This window comes from Acidovorax sp. PRC11 (assembly GCF_031844105.1).
In the GTDB taxonomy this organism is placed as follows: domain Bacteria; phylum Pseudomonadota; class Gammaproteobacteria; order Burkholderiales; family Burkholderiaceae_C; genus Paracidovorax.
The window spans coordinates 1-19,831 of the sequence record NZ_JAUZUQ010000004.1; the positions used below are offsets into that span (position 1 = coordinate 1).

Annotated in this window: 19 protein-coding genes; 6 read left to right on the forward strand and 13 right to left on the reverse strand. The window is 71.8% G+C overall.

Annotation, left to right across the window (positions count from 1 at the left end; translation table 11 throughout):
- The coding region (locus Q9R47_RS05605; protein ID WP_311232225.1) for a hypothetical protein at positions 1 to 1,012 on the forward strand (1,012 nt) is incomplete at its 5' end.
- A gap of 28 nt (positions 1,013 to 1,040) precedes the next feature.
- Here the strand turns inward: Q9R47_RS05605 and Q9R47_RS05610 are convergent.
- The 9 genes from Q9R47_RS05610 to Q9R47_RS05650 form a co-directional block, all read right to left on the reverse strand.
- Positions 1,041 to 1,400: a 5-carboxymethyl-2-hydroxymuconate Delta-isomerase gene (locus Q9R47_RS05610; RefSeq protein ID WP_311232226.1), complete on the reverse strand. Its 360-nt coding sequence runs from the start codon at positions 1,398 to 1,400 to the stop codon at positions 1,041 to 1,043.
- A gap of 103 nt (positions 1,401 to 1,503) precedes the next feature.
- Positions 1,504 to 1,881, reverse strand: a complete 378-nt coding sequence (locus tag Q9R47_RS05615; protein WP_311232227.1) for a 6-carboxytetrahydropterin synthase — start codon at positions 1,879 to 1,881, stop codon at positions 1,504 to 1,506.
- Between the two features lie 42 nt (positions 1,882 to 1,923).
- The gene (gene queE / locus Q9R47_RS05620) at positions 1,924 to 2,562 is read right to left on the reverse strand and encodes a 7-carboxy-7-deazaguanine synthase (RefSeq protein ID WP_311232228.1); all 639 of its coding nucleotides are present in this window, start codon (positions 2,560 to 2,562) and stop codon (positions 1,924 to 1,926) included.
- Positions 2,559 to 3,794 (reverse strand): 8-amino-7-oxononanoate synthase, encoded by a 1,236-nt coding sequence (gene bioF, locus Q9R47_RS05625; RefSeq protein ID WP_311232229.1) that lies wholly within the window; start codon positions 3,792 to 3,794, stop codon positions 2,559 to 2,561. Before bioF ends, queE begins: the two co-directional genes overlap by 4 nt.
- Complete coding sequence (gene bioD, locus Q9R47_RS05630; protein ID WP_311232230.1) at positions 3,791 to 4,480, reverse strand: dethiobiotin synthase; 690 nt, start codon at positions 4,478 to 4,480, stop codon at positions 3,791 to 3,793. The genes bioF and bioD overlap by 4 nt, the downstream gene beginning before the upstream one ends.
- Positions 4,477 to 5,844, reverse strand: a complete 1,368-nt coding sequence (gene bioA, locus Q9R47_RS05635; protein WP_311232231.1) for an adenosylmethionine--8-amino-7-oxononanoate transaminase — start codon at positions 5,842 to 5,844, stop codon at positions 4,477 to 4,479. The genes bioD and bioA overlap by 4 nt, the downstream gene beginning before the upstream one ends.
- A gap of 55 nt (positions 5,845 to 5,899) precedes the next feature.
- Positions 5,900 to 7,489, reverse strand: coding sequence for an L-aspartate oxidase (gene nadB, locus Q9R47_RS05640; protein ID WP_311232232.1), 1,590 nt, complete (start codon positions 7,487 to 7,489; stop codon positions 5,900 to 5,902).
- 112 nt (positions 7,490 to 7,601) lie between these two features.
- Positions 7,602 to 8,459, reverse strand: a complete 858-nt coding sequence (locus Q9R47_RS05645) for a ScpA family protein (protein ID WP_311232233.1) — start codon at positions 8,457 to 8,459, stop codon at positions 7,602 to 7,604.
- A 73-nt stretch (positions 8,460 to 8,532) separates the two neighbouring features.
- On the reverse strand, positions 8,533 to 8,736 hold the full coding sequence (locus tag Q9R47_RS05650; protein ID WP_311232234.1) for a DUF3460 family protein: 204 nt from the start codon (positions 8,734 to 8,736) through the stop codon (positions 8,533 to 8,535).
- A 148-nt stretch (positions 8,737 to 8,884) separates the two neighbouring features.
- On the opposite strand from Q9R47_RS05650, the gene Q9R47_RS05655 reads away from it, so the two are divergent.
- Both Q9R47_RS05655 and Q9R47_RS05660 read left to right on the forward strand, forming a co-directional pair.
- Positions 8,885 to 9,439 (forward strand): outer membrane protein assembly factor BamE, encoded by a 555-nt coding sequence (locus Q9R47_RS05655; protein ID WP_311232235.1) that lies wholly within the window; start codon positions 8,885 to 8,887, stop codon positions 9,437 to 9,439.
- 83 nt (positions 9,440 to 9,522) lie between these two features.
- Positions 9,523 to 10,158 (forward strand): YitT family protein, encoded by a 636-nt coding sequence (locus tag Q9R47_RS05660; RefSeq protein ID WP_311232236.1) that lies wholly within the window; start codon positions 9,523 to 9,525, stop codon positions 10,156 to 10,158.
- 19 nt (positions 10,159 to 10,177) lie between these two features.
- On the opposite strand, the gene Q9R47_RS05665 is transcribed toward Q9R47_RS05660, so the two are convergent.
- From Q9R47_RS05665 to Q9R47_RS05680, 4 genes are all read right to left on the reverse strand, one after another.
- The gene (locus Q9R47_RS05665; protein ID WP_311232237.1) at positions 10,178 to 10,450 is read right to left on the reverse strand and encodes a hypothetical protein; all 273 of its coding nucleotides are present in this window, start codon (positions 10,448 to 10,450) and stop codon (positions 10,178 to 10,180) included.
- A gap of 11 nt (positions 10,451 to 10,461) precedes the next feature.
- Positions 10,462 to 12,606 (reverse strand): methionine--tRNA ligase, encoded by a 2,145-nt coding sequence (gene metG / locus Q9R47_RS05670; protein WP_311232238.1) that lies wholly within the window; start codon positions 12,604 to 12,606, stop codon positions 10,462 to 10,464.
- Positions 12,607 to 12,705: 99 nt separating this feature from the next.
- Positions 12,706 to 14,457, reverse strand: a complete 1,752-nt coding sequence (gene poxB / locus Q9R47_RS05675) for a ubiquinone-dependent pyruvate dehydrogenase (protein WP_311232239.1) — start codon at positions 14,455 to 14,457, stop codon at positions 12,706 to 12,708.
- A gap of 128 nt (positions 14,458 to 14,585) precedes the next feature.
- Positions 14,586 to 15,158, reverse strand: coding sequence for a restriction endonuclease (locus tag Q9R47_RS05680; RefSeq protein WP_311232483.1), 573 nt, complete (start codon positions 15,156 to 15,158; stop codon positions 14,586 to 14,588).
- A 160-nt stretch (positions 15,159 to 15,318) separates the two neighbouring features.
- Here Q9R47_RS05680 and apbC point away from each other — a divergent pair, with 160 nt between their 5' ends.
- The 3 genes from apbC (at position 15,319) to Q9R47_RS05695 (ending at position 19,759) form a co-directional block, all read left to right on the forward strand.
- Complete coding sequence (apbC, locus tag Q9R47_RS05685; RefSeq protein WP_311232240.1) at positions 15,319 to 16,410, forward strand: iron-sulfur cluster carrier protein ApbC; 1,092 nt, start codon at positions 15,319 to 15,321, stop codon at positions 16,408 to 16,410.
- Positions 16,411 to 16,580: 170 nt separating this feature from the next.
- Positions 16,581 to 18,224, forward strand: a complete 1,644-nt coding sequence (locus Q9R47_RS05690) for an OFA family MFS transporter (protein WP_311232241.1) — start codon at positions 16,581 to 16,583, stop codon at positions 18,222 to 18,224.
- 14 nt (positions 18,225 to 18,238) lie between these two features.
- Complete coding sequence (locus Q9R47_RS05695) at positions 18,239 to 19,759, forward strand: methyl-accepting chemotaxis protein (RefSeq protein WP_311232242.1); 1,521 nt, start codon at positions 18,239 to 18,241, stop codon at positions 19,757 to 19,759.
- Positions 19,760 to 19,831 lie beyond the last annotated feature (72 nt).

Genomic DNA, 19,831 nt, shown 5'->3' on the forward strand with positions numbered 1-19,831 from the left:
CGGGCCTCCCGGCGTGTCGCACCCCTCCCGCGCCGCCGGAGCGGCCGCGGCGCGGTTGCTGGACGCATTGCGGCAGGATCTGTCGGTGCCCGGCCACCAGGTGGCCGCACATGTCCAGGCCCTGCGGTACGGGCAGGCGGCGGAGGCAGTGCTGGACCGCTCGCTGCCTCCCCATCTGGCGGGCGCGCGCGGCGGGGCGCGTCTGGCGGCCGAGGTGTTCGGCGCGGCGCTGGGCGCGCGCCCCCTGACCCCCGACGCCGCCGCAGGGGTGATGGATGCCGCGGCCGGCCGCCGCGCCGAGGCCCTGCTGGCGCAGGCGGCGCCCATGGGGCCGCTGCCGTTCGAACCGGTCGACGAGCGTGCCGTCGTGCCGGACGAGATGGTGCAGCTCATGCACGCATTGCAGCCGTCGTCGGGCACGGCGCTGCGCCAGCAGGTGCGGGCGCTGCAGCACGACATCACCGACCCGGGCAGCGACGGCAACGTACTGGCGGTGCAGGTGGCCCTGGCATCTGCGGCCCGGTCGCCCGACGGCGCGCCGCGCTCCGTGGCGGCCGCCGCTGCCGGCGAGGTGGTGGGCGCCACGCTGGTGCTGCGCCAGGCGGCCTCGGCGATCGCGGTGCCGGCGCTCGCGGCCTTGCGCGAAGCGGCCGCCTCACCGATGCCGGACGGGGGCGGGGCGGCAGTGCTGGAGAAGGTGATGGCGGGTGCGGCGCAGGCCCCGCTCTTCGTCGTGGAGCCGCTGTCCGCGCCGGACGTGGGCGCCGCCACGCCGGCACAGCGCGGCCAGGCGGCGCGTGCCGCCCGGGGCGTGCGGGAGTCCGCCACGGCCCTGCAGGCGGCGGTCCGTGCGGCCCCTGCCGTGGGCGACGCACGGGCGCGTGCGCTGCCGCCCGGTTCGCCGGATCACGGCAGGCTGCTGCGCAGCGCCCAGGCCACGGGGCGGTCGATCGGGGCGTTCCGCGCCCTGGCGGCGCTTCCGCAACCGTCGGCCCTGTCGGTCGCGGGCTGATCCGGGTCCGTGCCGGCCCGCGGCGGTCTCAGCGCCGTTCCTTGACGTAGGAGGCGCGGTCCATGTCCACGATCTCGACGCTGATCTGCACCATCACGCCCTCGGGCTTCGGGGTGTGCTCGCGCAGGACCGCGCCCACGCGCCCGGCGAGTTCCTTCTTCGTCTCGGGCGAGCGGCCGGAGAGCAGGCGCAATTGCGCGTGCACGAAACCGCGGTTTGCGGTACGGGTGCCGATGGCGTAGCGGTCGGCCGTGATGAAGCGGCTCTTGAGGTCGGCTTCGTCCTGGATCTCGGGGCTCGCCGTGAGCGACGCGTTGACGGCTTCCAGCACTTCGGCTTCGGGGAAGGGGCGGAGGTTGTCGGTGTATTCGATGACGAGGTGGGGCATGGCGTTGGCGGAGCGAGGGAAATGGGCGAGGGGGATGAGGGGGAGAGGGAAGTGGAGCGTCCGGTCCGGGAGGCCGGCAGCCGTGGCCGGCGGGCCGCAGGCGTCAGCCGCGCGGGCGCGCGAGGTCCAGCACGCAGCCGTCGCCGACCGCCTCGCGCCAGACACGCACACGGCTGGGTGGCGGGTCCAGGTCGGCGAGCGCGTCGGCGATGAACACGCACAGGTTCTCCAGCGTGGCGGGGCCCAGGCCCGGCACCTCGTCGAGCAGGTGGTGGTCGAGCCGTTCGCGCAGCTGGCTGCAGCGTGCGCGCAGGTGGCCGAGGTCGATCACCATGCCGTTGGCGGGATGGCGCGGGCCGGTGATGGAAACCTCGGCGTGGTAGGTGTGGCCGTGGATGCGGCGGCTGCCCTCGGTCTCGATCTCGCGCTGCAGCGTGTGCGCGGCGTCGAAGAAGAAGCGTTGGTGGACGGTGAACAGCATGGTCGGGGAAACGGAAAGGAAGGAGGGGCGCGCTGGTTCGCTTCAGCGGATGCCCGTGAGTTTGTGGGTCTGCAGGCTCAGGCGCCACGCCGGGCGCTCCATGCAGGCGGCGATGCAGGCGACGGTGTTCCCGGCCTGCGCGGGACCGTCCATGGGCTGCAGGAAGCGGTGCGCGAAGCGGGTCGCGCCCTCGATCTCCGCGAGGTCGAACCCGGGCTGCGGCCAGACCAGCTTGAGCTCCTGGCCCTCGCGCTGCACCCAGGGCGCGCCGGCCTTGGGGCTCACGCAGAGCCAGTCGATGCCCGGCGGCGCGGCGATGGTGCCGTTGCTCTCCACGGCGATGCGGAAGCCCCGCGCGTGCAGCGCATCGATGAGGGGCGCGTCGAGCTGCAGCAGCGGCTCTCCGCCCGTGACCACGGCGAGGCGGTGGTCGGCGTCGTGCGCCGGCCACTGCGCCGCGATCACGTCGGCCAGCGCATCGGCCTGCGCGAATTTGCCGCCCAGCGTGCCGTCGGTGCCGACGAAGTCGGTGTCGCAGAAACGGCACACGGCGCTCGCGCGGTCTTCCTCGCGGCCGCTCCAGAGGTTGCAGCCCGCGAAGCGGCAGAACACGGCGGGCATGCCGGCCTGGCCGCCCTCGCCCTGCAGGGTGTAGAAGATTTCCTTGACGCTGTAGGTCATGCGGCCTCCCGGCGCAGCTGGTGGGGGGTGGAAGGGGCGAGTTCAGCCAGCGCCTCCACGAGCCGTGCGACGTCCGCCTCGGTGTGCGCGGCCGAGAGCGCGATGCGCAGGCGGGCCGTGCCTTCGGGCACCGTGGGCGGGCGGATCGCCGGCACCCACAGGCCGCGGGCGCGCAGCGCCTCCATGAGGTCCAGCGCCTCGCCGTTGCCGCCGACCACGAGCGCCTGCACGGCCGTGCGCGAGGCGCCCAGCGTCCAGTGCGTGCCCGGCAGCACGGAGCCCAGGCCCGCGCGCAGTTGCGCGATGCGGGCGTCCAGGTGCGCGCGCAGCGCATCGCCGCGCTCGATCAGCTCCAGGCTGGCCTGCAGCGTGCGCGCGAGCAGCGCGGGCGCGGCAGTGGCGAAGATGTAGCTGCGCGTCTTCTGCAGCAGCCATTCGACGAGCACCTCGCTGCCGGCGACGAAGGCACCGGCGGCGCCCGCCGCCTTGCCCAGCGTGGCCATGTAGAGCACGCGCGGCGAGGCCTGCGCGCCCGTCAGCCCCGCTTCGGCGAGCGCCCCCCGGCCCTGCGGCCCGAGCACGCCGAAGCCGTGGGCGTCGTCGAGCAGCAGCAGCGCGTCGTGGCGCTCGCAGAGCGCATGCAGCGTGCGGATGTCGGCCACGTCGCCGTCCATGCTGAACACCGCATCGGTGACCACGAGCTTGCGCCGTGCCGGGCTGGCGGCGAGCAGGGCCTCCAGCGCCGCGAGGTCGGCGTGCGGGTAGCGGTGGATCGTGGCGCGCGAGAGCCGGGCGCCGTCGATCAGGCAGGCATGGTTGAGCGCGTCCGAGAAGATCGCGTCGCCCACGCCCACGAGCGCGGGCACGATGCCGATGTTGGTGGCGTAGCCCGCGTAGAAGTAGAGCGCCCGCGGCAGCTGCACGAAGCGGGCGAGGTCGTCCTCCAGCGCGGCGTTGGCCTGGCTGTGCCCGCTCACGAGCGGCGATCCGCCCGAGCCCACGCCGTACTCGCGCGCACCCGCGCAGGCGGCATCGGTGAGCGCCGGATGGCCCGCCAGGCCCAGGTAATCGTTGCTGCAGAAGGCCAGCATGGGCTGCCCGTCCACGTCCAGGTGCGCGCCCTGCAGCGGCCGCACGGCGCGCCGGCGGCGGCGCAGCTGGGCATCGTCCAGCTCCGCCAGGCGTGCGGGCAGTTCGTCGAGCCAGGAAGGGGCGAAGGGGAAGGTGGTCATGCGGCGGGCGTGGTCCAGGGGGCGGGCAGCGTGAAGCGCGCAGTGCGCGGGTCCGGTGACTGCTGGTGGGGAATGTCCGCCAGCAGCGGGGCCTGCAGGCGCTGGCGCAGCCAGGCGATATTGTCCTCCGCGGCCAGCATGGCCGGGTCGACGCGGCTCGCGATCCAGCCGGCGAGGGGCAGCCCGCGCGCGCGGATCGCGTCGGCGGTGAGCGCCGCGTGGCTGAGGCACCCGAGGCGCAGGCCCACGACGAGCACCACGGGCAGGCGGAGCGCCTCGGCCAGGTCGGCGCCGGTTTCCGTGTCCGAGAGCGGCACGTGGAAGCCGCCTGCGCCTTCGACCACGACGGCGTCGGCCTGCGCGGCCAGTGCCGCGTATGCCTGCACGATGGTGGAAATGTCGATGCGGGTGCCCGCACGCTGTGCGGCGATGTGGGGCGAGAGCGGGTCGGGCAGCAGCACGGGGTTGTCCAGCGCGGGCGCCACGGCCCGCGTGGAGGCGGCGCGCAGCGCGAGCACGTCCTCGTTGGCGAGCGTGCCGCCGGGGCCGATGGGCTCCGCGCCCGCGGCGATGGCCTTCATGCCCACCACGCGCTCGTGGTGGCGCGCCAGCGCATGCAGCAGGCCGGCGCTGGCGAGCGTCTTGCCCACGCCGGTGTCGGTGCCGGTGACGAAGCAGCCGATCATGGCAGGTTCCTTTCCGTGGTGGGGGAGGCCGGGCCGTGCGTGCCTTCCTCGGCCAGCGTGGCCTCCAGGGCCGCGAACGCGGTGCGGCCCAGGTGCGCGATGGCGTCGTCGTCCAGCACGTAGGGCGGCAGGGCGTAGAGCGTGCGGCCGATGGGGCGCAGCAGCAGTCCGCGCGCCAGCGCGTGGCGGTGGTAGCGGCGCGCGAAATCGGGCGCGGTGCCTTCCACGTCCCAGGCCCAGAGCATGCCGAGGTGGCGCGCATGCCGCACCCGCGGATGCGCGGTGAGCGGCGCGAAGGCCGCATGGAAGAGCGGCGCGCGCTGCGCGTTGCGGGCGAGCGCATCGGTCTGCGCGAACAGCTCGAGCGTGGCCAGCGCCGCGCGGCAGGCGAGCGGGTTGCCGGTATAGGAATGCGAATGCAGGAAGCCGCGCGCCACGTCGTCGTCGTAGAACGCGGCATACACCGCATCGGTGGCGAGCACGGCCGAGAGCGGCAGCGTGCCGCCCGTGAGGCCCTTGGAGAGGCAGATGAAATCCGGCCGGATGCCCGCCTGCTGGTGCGCGAACATCGTGCCGGTGCGGCCGAAGCCCGTGGCGATCTCGTCCACGACGAGGTGCACGGCGTAGCGGTCGCACAGCGCGCGGGCCTGCCGCAGGTAGTCGGCGTCGTGCATCGCCATGCCGGCGGCGCATTGCACCAGCGGCTCCACGATGAGCGCGGCGGTGGTGGCGTGGTGCTCCTCCAGCCAGGCCTGCAGTGCCGCGGCGGCGCGGCGCGCCACGGCGGCGGCGTCTTCGCCGGGCAGGGCGCCGCGCGCATCGGGGCTCGGCACGGTGGCGCCCAGGCGCACGAGGGGCGCGTAGGCCTCGCGGAACAGGCCGATGTCGGTCACCGCCAGCGCGCCCACGGTCTCGCCGTGGTAGCCGCCCGCGAGGCCGATGAACCGGCATTTCTCCGGCCGCCCGTGGTTGCGCCAGAAATGCGCGCTCATCTTGAGCGCGATCTCGGTGGCGGCCGAGCCGTCGCTGCCGTAGAACGCGTGGCCCAGCCCGGTGAGCGCGGCCAGGCGCTCGGAAAGGTCCACCACGGGCGCATGGGTGAAGCCCGCGAGCATCACGTGGTCCAGCCGCGCCAGCTGGTCGGCGATGGCTTCGCGGATGTGCGGATGCCCATGGCCGAAGAGGTTCACCCACCAGGAGCTGATGCCGTCCAGGTAGCGCCGGCCGTCCGTGCCTTCGAGCCACGGACCCTCGGCGCGCGCGATGGCCACGGGCGGATCGGCCTCGTGGCGTTTCATCTGGGTGCACGGGTGCCAGACGCTGGCGAGGCTGCGTGCGGCGAGGGAGGAATCGGAGGGGGCCATGCGTGGACGCCGGGAAACGGGATAGGGGCGATCGGAAGGGGCGGCGGGCCGCGCGTCAGCGCACCGGCGGCACCAGCAGCGTGGGCGCTGCGGGCGCGGCCATGGCAGGCCAGTCGCGGCTGTAGTGCAGGCCGCGGCTCTCGCGTCGCTGCTGGGCCGAGCGCACGATCAGCTCGGCCACCTGCACGAGATTGCGCAGCTCCAGCAGATCGCGGCAGACGTGGAAGTTCGCATAGAACTCGCCGATCTCGGCCTGCAGCAGCGCGATCCGGTGCGCGGCGCGCTCCAGGCGCTTGTCGGTGCGCACGATGCCCACGTAGTCCCACATGAAGCGGCGCAGCTCGTCCCAGTTGTGCGAGATGACCACGCGTTCGTCGGCGTCGGTCACGCGGCTGTCGTCCCAGGCCGGCAGGGCGGGCGCCGCCGCCCCGCCGCCGGGCACGGCCAGGATCGCATCGGCCGCCGCGCGCGCGAACACCATGCACTCGACGAGCGAATTGCTCGCCAGGCGGTTGGCGCCGTGCAGGCCGGTGCAGGCCGTCTCGCCGATGGCGTAGAGGCCCGCGAGGTCCGTGCGCCCCGCCAGGTCGGTGAGCACGCCGCCGCAGGTGTAGTGCGCGGCAGGCACCACCGGAATCGGCTCGCGCGTGATGTCGATGCCCAGCTCCGCGCAGCGCGCGAGGATGGTGGGGAAATGCGCCTGCAGGAATTCCGGGCTCTGGTGCGAGATGTCCAGGTGCACGCAGTCGAGCCCGTGGGTCTTCATCTCGTAGTCGATGGCGCGGGCGACCACGTCGCGCGGGGCGAGTTCGGCGCGCTCGTCGTGCTCCGGCATGAAGCGCGTGCCGTCGGGCCGCAGCAGGCGCCCGCCCTCGCCGCGCACCGCCTCGCTGATCAGGAAGGACTTGGCCTGCGGGTGGTAGAGGCAGGTCGGGTGGAACTGGATGAACTCCATGTTCTGCACCCGGCAGCCCGCGCGCCATGCGGCGGCGATGCCGTCGCCCGTGGCCGTGTCGGGGTTGCTGGTGTAGAGGTACACCTTGCCCGCGCCGCCCGTCGCCAGCACGGTGTGCGGCGCGCGGAAGGTGTGCACCGTGTCGGTGGTTTCATCGAACGCGTACAGGCCCAGGCAGCGCTGCGGCCCGGGCAGGCCGAGCTTGCGCGCGGTGATCAGGTCCACCAGCGTGTGCTGCTCCAGCAGGGTGATGTTCGGCGCGGCGCGCACGGTCTCCAGCAGGGTGCGCTGCACGGCCGCGCCGGTGGCATCGGTGGCGTGCACGATGCGCCGCGCACCATGGCCACCCTCGCGCGTCAGGTGCAGCCGGCCGGCTTCCTCTTCGGAAAAAGGCACGCCCAGCGTCTGCAGCCAGCGGATGGCCTGCGGCGCGCCCTCGACTACCGCGCGCGTGGCGGCGAGGTCGCACAGGCCGGCGCCGGCCACCAGCGTGTCCTGCACATGCGCATCGAACGTGTCGCCCTCGGCCAGCACGGCGGCGATGCCACCCTGGGCCCAGCCGCTCGCGCCGTCGGCGAGTCCGCGCTTGGTGAGCACGGCCACCCGGTGCGTGGGCGCGAGGTGCAGCGCGGCCGAGAGGCCCGCCAGGCCGCTGCCGATGATGAGAACGTCGAAGTCGTGTGACTGCATGGGTGGCTCCGTGGGCCCGGGACGGGGGTGGGGTCCGATGACCGGGCCGCCGTGGCGCACGCTGTGCCTGGCCACCTGCTGCGTTCCCCGTCCGCGGACGACTCAGGGGGTGTTATGCCGGTACATAGGCCAGGCGCACGTAGATCGGCGCGAAGGCCTCGGCCTGCGTGATCTCGATCAGGGTTTCCTTGCCCAGTTCCAGCAGGGCGATGAAGGTCACCACCAGCACGGTGGAGCCCTTGGACGGATCGAACAGTTCCTCGAACTCCACGAACCGCCGGCCCTGCAGCGTCTTGAGCACGGCGCTCATGTATTCGCGCACGCTCAGTTCCTCGCGGGTGATGCGGTGGTGCTGCACGAGCTTCGCGCGCTTGAGGATGTCGCGCCAGGCCTCCTGCAGGTCGGCCACGTGCACGTCGGGGAAGCGCTGCACGACGCTCTGCTCGATGTGCACCTGCGCGCGCAGGAAGTCGCGGCCGTACTGCGGGGCGCTGCCCAGGCCCGCGGCGGCGAGCTTGATCTGCTCGTACTCCAGCAGGCGCCGCACCAGCTCGGCGCGCGGGTCTTCCGCCTCCTGCGCGCCTTCCTGCTTCTTCGGCGGCAGCAGCATGCGCGACTTGATCTCGATGAGCATCGCCGCCATGAGCAGATACTCGGCCGCCAGCTCCAGGTTGCGGCTGCGGATCTCGTCCACGTAGCGCAGGTACTGCCGCGTCACATCCACCATCGGGATGTCGAGGATGTTGAAGTTCTGCTTGCGGATCAGGTAGAGCAGCAGATCGAGCGGACCCTCGAAGGCCTCGAGGAACACCTCGAGCGCATCGGGCGGAATGTAGAGGTCCTGCGGCAGCGCGAACAGCGGCTCGCCGTACAGCCGCGCCACGGCATCCACAGCCGCCGAGCCGCCGGCGGCGGCATCCTCCGGCGCGCCCGCGGCGGCCGGTGGGGCCTGCACGGCGTCGGCGTTCATGCGATGCTTCTACTTCCGTAGCAACGAATGCAGGCGTGGCGGGGCCGTGGCCGTGACAGGGCGATCGCGGGGCTCAGCCCTGGGTCTGGTAGACGTAGGGCTTCTGCGACACGCGGGCTTCGTCGTACTCCTGCCAGATGTCGCGGTCGACCTGCTTGTCCCACAGCAGCGCGCGGCCCGCCACCTGCTGGGCGTCGAGTTCGGGCCGGTCGGACTTGAGCTTCTGGATGAACTGCGTGGCGTCGGACTGGTAGTCGGGGCGGCGGAAGAAGGACATGGTGATCTGGTGGACTCGGAAGGACAGCGCGGGATTTTACCGGCGCCGCCGCCGGGCTACATTTCCGGCATCGGCGGACAGGCTTTTCCGGCCCGGCCGGCGATGATCCCGGACATCCCGCGCCCCGCGCGCCTTCACCGATGCAGCCATGTCCTCTCACCTCCCGTCCGCCGCTCCCTCCCGCATTCCCCGCCCCGCCGAGCCCGGCCGGCGGCGTGCCCTGGCCGTCGCTGCCGCCCTGGCGGGCGCTGCATCGTGGCTGCTCGCCGGCTGCGATCCGCAGCGCATCCGCGAGCTGGAGGAGGGCGTTTCCACCGAGGCCGACGTGCGCGCCCGCTTCGGCGAGCCCGAGCGCGTCTGGGACGAGCCCGGCGGCGCCCGCACGCTCGAATACAACCGCCAGCCCGCGGGGCAGCAGAACTACATGATCACCATCGGCCCCGACGGCCGGATGAGCGCGCTGCGGCAGGTGCTCGCCCCGCACGTCTTCGAGACGATCGTGGCCGGCATGCCGATGGGGGAGGTGCGCCGCCGCCTCGGCAAGCCCGCGAAGATGATGACCTTCGAGCGCAAGGGCGAGACCGTCTGGGACTGGCGCTGGAACGACGGCGGCACCCAGCCCATGGTGTTCACCGTGACGTTCGACGACCGGGACCGGGTGCTGCGCAGCGGCAGCACGGCGGAGCTGCCGGACGGGCGTTGACCGATGCCGGCCCGGCTGGCCTGACGTTTGCATGTCCGCCCCCGCGCCCGCGCAAGTTCCCCTGCCACCCTCTCCAGCACGCCATGTCCGACGCCCCGCCCGATCCCATCCCGGTTCCCGTACCGTCGCTGCGCCATGGCCGCTACGAGGATGCGCAGGCGATCTTCGCCGGCACGCTGTTCGTGGCCATGGCGCTCATGCTGTTCGGGCAGGCGGGCCTGCTCATCGGCAGCACGGCCGGCATCGCCTTCCTGCTGCACTACCTGACGGACGTCTCCTTCGGCAAGCTGTTCTTCGCCCTCAACCTGCCGTTCTACTGGTTCGCCTGGACGCGCATGGGCCGCGAGTTCACCGTGAAGACTTTTCTCAGCGTGGCGCTGCTCTCTGCGCTCACGGAGATGTTCCCGCACGTGATGCACGTGGACTACCTCGATCCGCTGTTCGCCGCGGTGCTGGGCGGCCTGCTGCTCGGCACGGGCTGCCTGTTCCTCGCGCGGCACAAGTCCTGCCTGGGCGGGGCCACGATCGTCGCGCTCTACCTGCAGAACCGGCACGGCATGCGCGCGGGCAAGGTGCAGCTGGTCATCGACTGCACCGTGCTGGCGCTGGCGCTCTTCGTGGTGCCGCCGGAGCGTGTCGGCTACTCGGTGCTGGCGGCGGTGGTGATGGGCGTGTTCCTGTGGATCAGCCACCGGCCCGGGCGCTACGTGGGCGAGTAGGAGCGTCTCTGCCCGTGTGTCAGGAGCCCGGCGCCGGCCGGATGGACTCGCGGATCTGGATGCCGCTGTTGTCGGCGGAGCCACCCGTGACCGCATCCGCGGCCATGCCCACGCCCTTGCCGACGATCTTCACCGTGCCGATGGCGGCATCGGCCGCGAGGCCCACGGCGCTCGCGGTGACGCCGACGGCGGTGGTGGCCACGCTGACCGCGGTGCAGCCGGCGAGCAGGGCCAGCGCGGCCGGCAAGGTCAGCCGCAGCAGGACGGCCGGGCCATGGGGTCGGACGGGCATGGCCGGTCCGATCAGCGCACGCGCATGCCGGGCGTGGCCCCCGGCCACGGATTCAGCACGTGGATGCCCGGATGCGCCTTTTCGTCGCCATGGCTGGCGGCGAGCACCATGCCCTCGCTGACGCCGAATTTCATCTTGCGCGGCGCGAGGTTGGCGACCATCACGGTCAGCTTGCCCACGAGTTCCTCGGGGCGGTAGGCGCTCGCGATGCCGGAGAAGACGTTGCGGTGGCGGCCTTCTCCCACATCGAGCGTGAGGCGCAGCAGCTTCGTGGAGCCCTCGACCGGCTCGCAGTTCACGATCAGCGCGATGCGCAGGTCGATCTTCGCGAAGTCGTCGATGGTGATGGTGGGGGCGATGTCCTCGCCGCCGGGGGCCTCCGTGGCGGCGCCGGCAGCGGCACCGGCACCGGATGCTGCGTTCGCCGCAGCCGCAGCCGCAGCCGCAGCCGGAGCCGGCGCCGGCGCCGCAGCGGCCGCCGGTGCCTCGAACAGCGCTTCGAGCTGCTTGATGTCCACGCGCTGCATCAGGTGCTGGTAGGCACCGATGGCGTGTCCATCGCCCAGCAGGGCGGGCGCATCGGCGAAGGTGAGCGGGGCGACGTTCAGGAACGCCTCCACCTGCGCCGCCAGCGCCGGCAGCACGGGCTTGAGGTAGAGCGTGAGCAGGCGGAAGGCCTCGATGCAGGTGGTGCAGGCGGCCTGCAGCGCGGCCTCCTGGCCTTCCTGCTTGGCGAGTTCCCAGGGCTTGCGCGCATCCACGTACCCGTTCACGCGGTCGGCCAGCAGCATGGTCTCGCGCACGGCGCGGGCGGTGTCGCGCCGCTCGTACGCCTCGGCAATGGCGCCGGCCTGGGCGCGCAGGGCCTCCAGCAGTGCCGCGCCATCGGCATCGGGCGTGCCGAGATTGCCGCCGAACCGTTTGGTGAGGAAGCCCGCGGCGCGGCTCGCGATGTTCACGAACTTGCCGATCAGGTCGCTGTTGACGCGCGCCATGAAGTCTTCGGCATTGAAGTCGATGTCCTCGTTGCGGCCGTTGAGCTTGGCCGCGAGGTAGTAGCGCAGCCATTCGGCGTTCATCCCCAGGCCCAGGTACTTGAGCGGGTCGAGCCCCGTGCCGCGGCTCTTGCTCATCTTCTCGCCGTTGTTCACGGTGAGGAAGCCGTGCACGAAGACCGCATCCGGCGTCTTGCGGCCGCTGAACTTCAGCATCGCGGGCCAGAACAGCGTGTGGAAGGTGACGATGTCCTTGCCGATGAAGTGGTACTGCTCCAGCTGCGGATCGGCCACGTAGTCGTCGTAGCTCTGGCCGCGCTTTTCCAGCAGGTTCTTGAGCGAGGCGAGGTAGCCCACGGGCGCGTCCAGCCAGACGTAGAAGTACTTGCCCGGCGCGTCCGGGATCTCGATGCCGAAGTAGGGCGCGTCGCGGCTGATGTCCCAGTCGCCCAGGCCTTCGCTGGTGGTGCCGTCGGGGTTGGTGCGCACCGAGAACCACTCCTTGACCTTGTTGGCCACCTCGGGCTGCAGGCGGCCGTCCTGCGTCCATTCCTGCAGGAAGGCGACGCAGCGCGGGTCGGAGAGCTGGAAGAAGAAATGGTCGGAGCTCTTCAGCACCGGCTTGGCACCGGACAGCGCCGAATAGGGCTCGATCAGGTCGGTGGGCGCGTACACCGCGCCGCAGTTCTCGCAGTTGTCGCCGTACTGGTCCTTGGCGTGGCAGCGCGGGCATTCGCCCTTGATGAAGCGGTCCGGCAGGAACATGTTCTTCTCGGGGTCGAAGAACTGCTCGATGGTGCGCGTCTCGATCAGGCCCGCGGCCTGCAGGTCGCGGTAGATCTGGCGGGCGAGCTCGTGGTTCTCGGGCGCGTCCGTGCTGTGCCAGTTGTCGAAGCGGATGTGGAAGCCCTCCAGGTAGGGCTTGCGGCCGGCGGCGATGTCGGCCACGAACTGCTGCGGCGTCTTGCCGGCCTTCTCGGCGGCGATCATGATCGGCGCGCCGTGCGTGTCGTCCGCGCCTACGAAGTTCACCTTGGCGCCCTGCATGCGCTGGAACCGCACCCAGATGTCGGCCTGGATGTATTCCATGATGTGGCCGATGTGGAAGTTGCCGTTGGCATACGGCAGGGCGGTGGTGACGAAGATCTTGCGTGCGGGCATCGGGGGCGGCTTTCTGAGGAGGCGCGGCCCGGGCGGACGGCTCCGGGCGCAACGGATGATTTTAAGAGCCTCCCCGGTCCGGCGCCGCGCCGGCCGCCGTCACCTGCGGCGCAGCAGGTTGGTTTTCGCCAGCTCGACGATCTCGTCGCCCCGGCCGTTCATCACCGCCCGCGCGGCGTACAGGCTGAAGCCCTTCACCTGCGCGGCCCGGATCTTCGGCGGCATCGACAGCTCCATCGGGTCCACCCGCACGTCCACCAGGGCCGGGCCCTCGTGTGCCAGCGCCCGCACCAGGGCCGGCTCGAGTTCGTCCGAACGGGCGACGCGCAGGCCCAGGAAGCCCATGCCGTTCGCGATGGCGCTGAAATCCGGGTTCTGCAGCGCGACGTTGGTGTCGAGGTAGCCAGAGGCCTTCTGCTCCATCTGCACGAAGCCGAGCACGCCGTTGTTGATCAGCACGATCTTGATCGGCAGCTTCATCTGCACGGCCGTGAGCATGTCGCCCATCAGCATCGCGAGGCCGCCGTCGCCGGAGATCGACACCACCTGGCGGTCGGGCCGTACGGCCTGCGCGCCGAGCGCCTGCGGCATCGCGTTGGCCATCGAGCCGTGGTTGAACGAGCCGATCAGCCGCCGCCGGCCGTTCATGCGCAGGTAGCGCGCGGCCCAGATGGCCGGCGTGCCGACATCGAAGGTGAAGACCGCGTCGTCGGCCGCCAGCCGGTCGAGCGTGGCCGCGACGAACTGCGGGTGCAGCGGCTCGTCGCCGGCGCGCGGGGTGGCGAGTTCGTCCAGCTCCTTGCGGGCCGCGAGGTAGTGCTCGCGCGCCTTGTCGAGGAAGCGCGTATCGCGGCCCGGCTCGATCAGCGGGGCCAGCAGGGCCGCGGCCTCGCGCACGTCGGCCACCAGCCCCAGGCGCAGCTGCGCGCGCCGGCCCAGCGCACCGGGGTCGCGGTCGATCTGCGCGATGGCCGCGCCCTCCGGATAGAAGTCGCGGTAGGGGAAGTCCGTGCCCAGCATGAGCAGCGTGTCGCACTCGCGCATCGCGTGGTAGCCGGACGAGAAGCCGATCAGGCCGGTCATGCCGACGTCGAACGGGTTGTCCCACTCCATGTGCTCCTTGCCGCGGAAGGCGTGCACGATCGGCGCGGCCAGGGCCTTCGCCAGCGCCACCACCTCGTCGTGCGCACCGGCGGTGCCGGCGCCGGCCAGGATGGTCACGGCCTCGGAGCCGTTCAGCAGCGCGGCGAGCTCGGAGAGCGCGGCGGGGTCGGGCAGCAGCCGGGGCAGGGCCGGCGGCGCGAAGTCCGGCCGGGCATGCTCGGGCGCGTCGAGGGTGGACACGTCGCCGGGCAGCACGATCACGGCGACGCCGTGGCGGCCGATCGCCGTGCGCATCGCGCGGTGCAGCACCTCGGGCAATTGCTTCGGGTCCTGCACCATCTCGCAGAAATGGCTGCATTCGCGGAACAGTTCGGTCGGATGGGTTTCCTGGAAATACCCCAGGCCGATCTCGCTGCTGGGGATGTGGCTGGCGATGGCCAGCACCGGCTGGTGGTTGCGCTGGCAGTCGTAGAGACCGTTGATCAGGTGCAGGTTGCCCGGGCCGCAACTGCCCGCGCACACCGCGAGCTGCCCCGTGACCTGGGCCTCCGCACCCGCGGCGAAGGCACCGGCCTCCTCGTGGCGCACGTGCATCCACTCGATGCCGCCATGGCGGCGCAGGCTGTCGTTGATGGCGTTCAGGCTGTCGCCGGTGACGCCCCAGATGCGCTGGACGCCGGCATCCGCCAGCGTTTCGACCAGCAGGTCGGCCACCGATTTGGAGGTGGAGGAACCGAAAATGCCCATCGCGCAGGACTCCCGTGGTGTTGCGGTCGAGCCATTCTAGGGATGGGGCGCCATTGGTGGAAACCCTTGGCTGTAGGAAGAATTCGCCTCCGAACAGGCTTCACGAAGGGTGCCGGAGAGGTCCGGGCCTATGCGCCGGCCGGGGCCTTGAGCAGCAGCGTGGCCACCGCGGGGCCGTCCAGAAGGGTGAGGCCGTGGGTGCGCGCGTAATCCCGGGCCGCATCGCTCACGGCGCCCAGCGGCGCGAGGTAGGCGCAGGTGCTGCCCTCCTGCGCCCGGACCGCGGCCTGCAGTTCGCGCAGCGGCTCCACCCCGTGGGTGGCGGCCTTCCATCGGCGGGCGCTGACCAGCACCGGATGCCCGCCCTTGTCGAGCCTGAAGTCCGCCGCGCCGCCGGCGAGCCGCTGGACGGTGTAGCCCTCGGCCCGCCAGGCGCTCTCGAGCCGGTCGGCGAGCTGGCGCCAGGGCAGGGCGCCGGCCTCGTCCAGCGCCGCCTGCAGCCGCGAAGGGCTCGGCGCCTTCCATTGCCGCCAGGCGGCCATGCTGCCCACCGCCACCAGCGGCAGCACACCCACGGCCGCGAAGGGCGCCACGTGCGCCGGCAGCAGGGCGCCGCAGGCCAGGGCGATCGCGCCCGCGGCGGCGAAGCTCACCCACCAGGGCGAGCGCAGCAGGATGGCGAACAGCGAGTTGGGGGCCATCTTGAATTTCACGGAAAGCAGTCCTTCGGTCAGTGCGGCCATCGGAGCGACGGCAGGGGGTGGGAAGTGGGGCGGAGCCGGCCCGGCGCGGCATTGTCCTGCGGCCTGCGGGGCCGGGGGGCAGGGAATAGACTACCGGCCCCCAAGGAGATTTACCGATATGGCAGTGACTGAACAGGCGCTCCTCGCGGCGCTCGCGAGCGTACGCGATCCGCACACCGGCAAGGATTTCGTTTCCACGCGCGCGCTGCGCGACCTGCGCATCGACGGCGGCGCCGTGTCCTTCACCGTGGAACTGGGCTACCCCGCCCGCAGCCTGGAAGCCGCCCTGGCGGGCGAGCTGGAGGCTGCCGCGCGCACCGTGCCGGGGGTGGAGCGGGCGTCCGCCGCCATCGCCACGCGCATCGTCGCGCATGCGGTGCAGCGCGGCGTGCAGGTGCTGCCGCAGGTGCGCAACATCATCGCCGTGGCCTCGGGCAAGGGCGGCGTGGGCAAGAGCACCACGGCCGCCAACCTGGCGCTCGCGCTGGCGGCCGAGGGCGCCCGCGTGGGCGTGCTCGACGCGGACATCTACGGGCCCAGCCAGCCGATGATGCTCGGCATCTCGGACCGGCCCGAGAGCGCCGACGGCAAGACCATGGAGCCGCTGCGCAACCACGGCGTGCAGGTGATGTCCATCGGCTTCCTCGTGGAGCCCGACCAGGCCATGATCTGGCGCGGGCCGATGGCCACGCAGGCGCTGGAGCAGCTGCTGCGGCAGACGAACTGGCAGGACCTGGACTACCTCGTCGTGGACATGCCCCCCGGCACCGGCGACATCCAGCTCACGCTCTCGCAGCGCGTGCCGATCACGGGCGCCGTCATCGTCACCACGCCGCAGGACATCGCGCTGCTCGATGCGCGCAAGGGCATCAGGATGTTCGAGAAGGTGGGCGTGCCGATCCTGGGCATCGTCGAGAACATGGCGGCGCACGTCTGCAGCCAGTGCGGCCACGTCGAGCACATCTTCGGCGAGGGGGGAGGCCGCCGCATGGCCGAGGAGAGCGGCATGGACTACCTCGGTGCCCTGCCGCTGGACCTGCAGATCCGGCTGCAGGCCGACAGCGGCACGCCCACGGTGGCGGCCGCGCCGGACGGCGAGGTGGCGGGCATCTACCGGCAGCTGGCCCGCCAGGTGGCCGTGAAGGTGGCGCAGCAGGCCAAGGATTTCTCCTCGAAATTCCCCACCATCGCGGTCAGCAAGGACACCTGAGGGGCGAGGCGCCCGGCGGCCTCCAGCCCATCGATACCACGAGTTGCTCCCGTTCCAGAAGTCAATCACACTTCATTTCGCGGTGTATTGACTTGTATCAACTGTTGCGTTGACACTTTCCTGCTGCGCGTTTCACGTTGCGGAAAGTCAACAATCACAGAGGAGTGGGCATGGCGGACACACGACCGGGATTTCTGGACAAGGAGCGCATCATCGCGGGACCGGGGTTCAACCGATGGCTCGTGCCGCCGGCCGCGCTGGCCATCCACCTGTGCATCGGCATGGCCTACGGCTTCTCGGTGTTCTGGCTGCCCCTGTCGAAGGCGCTGTCCACCGCCGGCAAGGGCGCCGCGTGTCCGAAGGACATGAGCTTCTTCGCCGAGCTGTTCGCCACTGGCTGCGACTGGCGCGTGGCGACCCTGGGCTGGATGTACACGCTGTTCTTCGTGTTCCTCGGCTGCTCCGCGGCGCTCTGGGGCGGCTGGCTGGAGCGCGCCGGCCCGCGCAAGGCCGGCGTGGTGTCGGCCGTGTGCTGGTGCGGCGGCATGCTGCTGTCGGCGCTCGGCATCCACCTGCACCAGTTCTGGCTGATGATCCTCGGCTCCGGCGTGATCGGTGGCATCGGGCTCGGGCTGGGCTACATCTCGCCCGTCTCCACCCTCATCAAGTGGTTCCCCGACCGCCGCGGCATGGCGACCGGCATGGCCATCATGGGCTTCGGCGGCGGCGCGATGATCGGTTCGCCCCTGGCCGTCGACCTGATGAAGCACTTCTCCACCCCGACCGACGTCGGCGTGATGCAGACCTTCGTCGTCATGGCCCTGATCTACTTCGTCTTCATGATGGCCGGCGCGCTCGGCTACCGCGTGCCGCCCACGGGCTGGAAGCCGGCCGGCTGGACGCCGCCGCCACCGTCCGCCAACGCGATGATCACGCAGCGCCACGTGCACGTGAAGCACGTCTGGGGCATTCCGCAGTTCTGGCTCGTGTGGATCGTGCTGTGCATGAACGTGAGCGCCGGCATCGGCGTGATCGGCATGGCTTCGCCGATGCTGCAGGAAGTGTTCGGCGGCGCGCTCATCGACGTGCCGGTCCGGTTCGGCGACCTCGACAAGGGCCAGTTCGCCGCCATCGCGGCGGTGGCCGGCGGCTTCACGGCGCTGCTGTCGCTGTTCAACATCGGCGGCCGCTTCTTCTGGGCGAGCCTTTCCGACAGGCTCGGCCGCAAGATGACCTACGTGGTGTTCTTCGTGCTGGGCGGCCTGCTCTACGCGAGCATCCCGGGTTCCGCCAGCGCCGGCCACAAGCTGCTGTTCGTGGGCGCCTTCTGCATCATCCTGTCGATGTACGGCGGCGGCTTCGCCACGGTGCCGGCCTACCTGGCCGACCTGTTCGGCACCCAGTTCGTGGGCGCCATCCACGGCCGCCTGCTCACCGCCTGGGCCACGGCCGGCATCCTCGGGCCGGTGGTGGTGAACTACATGCGCGAGTACCAGCTCGGCCTGGGCCTGCCGCGCGAGCAGGTCTACAACCAGACCATGTTCATCCTGGTGGGCATGCTGGTCATCGGCCTCGTCGCCAACCTGATGGTGCGCCCGCTGGCGGACAAGTGGTTCATGAGCGACGCGGAGCTGGCGCACGAGAAGAAGCTCGCCCACGAGAAGGCCGCCGCGGCCGAGGTCGGCTCCGGCGCGGGCGGTGCCGCGGGCGCGACCAGCCCTGCACTGGTGGCCTTCGCTTGGGCCGCCGTCGGCATCCCGCTCGCCTGGGGCATCTACAAGACCCTGGTGAGCGCGGCGAAGTTCTTCCATTGAACGGGGGCCGAGGCATGCTCCCCGGAGCCCTGGCCCGGCGGATCGGCGCGGCGGCGCGGCGCTTCGCGTCAGGCTACCCGGGCGCGTTCGAACTGCAGCCCGCGTCAGCAGGCCAGGCGCCGGTGCTGCGCTGCGGCGGCCGGGTGCTGAACGGTGATGTCGATGCCATCGACCGCTTCACCGAAGACACCGGCGTGCGGGCCACCGTCTTCGCGCGCCAGGGCGACGACTTCGTGCGCGTCGCCACCTCGGTGCGCAAGCAGGACGGCGAGCGCGCCGCCGGCACGCTGCTGGACCGCTCGCATCCCGCCTACCGCCTGCTCGTGGCCGGGCGCCACTACGTGGGCTACGCATCGGTGTTCGGGCGCCAGAACATGACCCGCTACGACCCGGTGCGCGATGCCGCGGGCCAGGTCGTGGCCGTGCTCTACGTGGGGCTGGACGTGAGCGGCATGCCGTCGCTGGGGGCCGCGGAGCGGCTGGCCCTCTGCGTGATCGCGGCCCAGTACGCCGTGGGCGCCGTGGCGTGGCTGCTGCTGCCGCCGCTGCCGCCGGCCTGGCTCGCGGTGTCGGTCGCGCTGCCTCTGCTGGTCGCGGCGCTGGTCTACGGACTGGCGCGCCGGGGCATCACCGGCCCCGTGGCCGAGGGCTGCGCCGCGGCGCAGCGCATCGCCGCGGGCGATCTCACCACGCAGCTCAACGTCGGCCGCCGCGACGAGGTGGGCCGGATGCTGCAGGCGATCAACGGCATCGGCGTCGGCCTCGCGGGACTGGTCGGGCAGGTGCGGCAGGGCGCCGAAGGGCTGCGCATCGCCACGCGCGAGATCGCCGACGGCAACGGCGATCTGGCAGCGCGCACCGAACGGCAGGCGGCCGAGGTGAACGAGGCCGCATCGACGCTGCAGCAGATCACCGCCACGGTGGTGCAGACCGCGGGCCATGCACGGCAGGTGGACGGCCTCATGCACCAGGTGTCGCGCGCGTCGGTCCGGGGCAGCGAGGCGGTGGAGCGCGTGGTGTCCACCATGGTCGACATGCGCGACGATGCCCACCGCATCCGCGACATCATCGGGGTCATCGACAGCATCGCCTTCCAGACCAACATCCTCGCACTCAACGCGGCGGTGGAGGCCGCGCGCGCGGGCGAGCAGGGCAAGGGCTTCGCCGTGGTGGCCGCGGAAGTGCGGGCGCTCGCGCAGCGTTCGTCGGGCGCGGCCCGCGAGATCCGCACGCTCATCGCCGCATCGGTGGAGCGCGCGGACGCAAGCGGAGGCGTGGCCGACGCGGCCCGGGCATCGATGCAGGGCGTCGCCGGATCGATCGGCGAGGTCACGCGCCTCATCGAAGGCATCGCCGCGGCGGGCGAAGAGCAGAGCACCGGCATCGAGGGCGTGCACCAGAGCGTGGGACGCATCGACCAGATGACACAGCAGAATGCGGCCCTGGTGGAGCAGGCCGCCGCCGCTGCGCTGCGCATGCGGGAACAGGCCGCGGGCCTGGCCGACGCGGCCGCGAAATTCAAGACCGCGTCCTGAGCGGTTCCAGGGCCTGCCATGCGCCACCGCCGCGGCAAGGCCCCGCCGCCCGCAAGGGATGCGGCAAGCGCG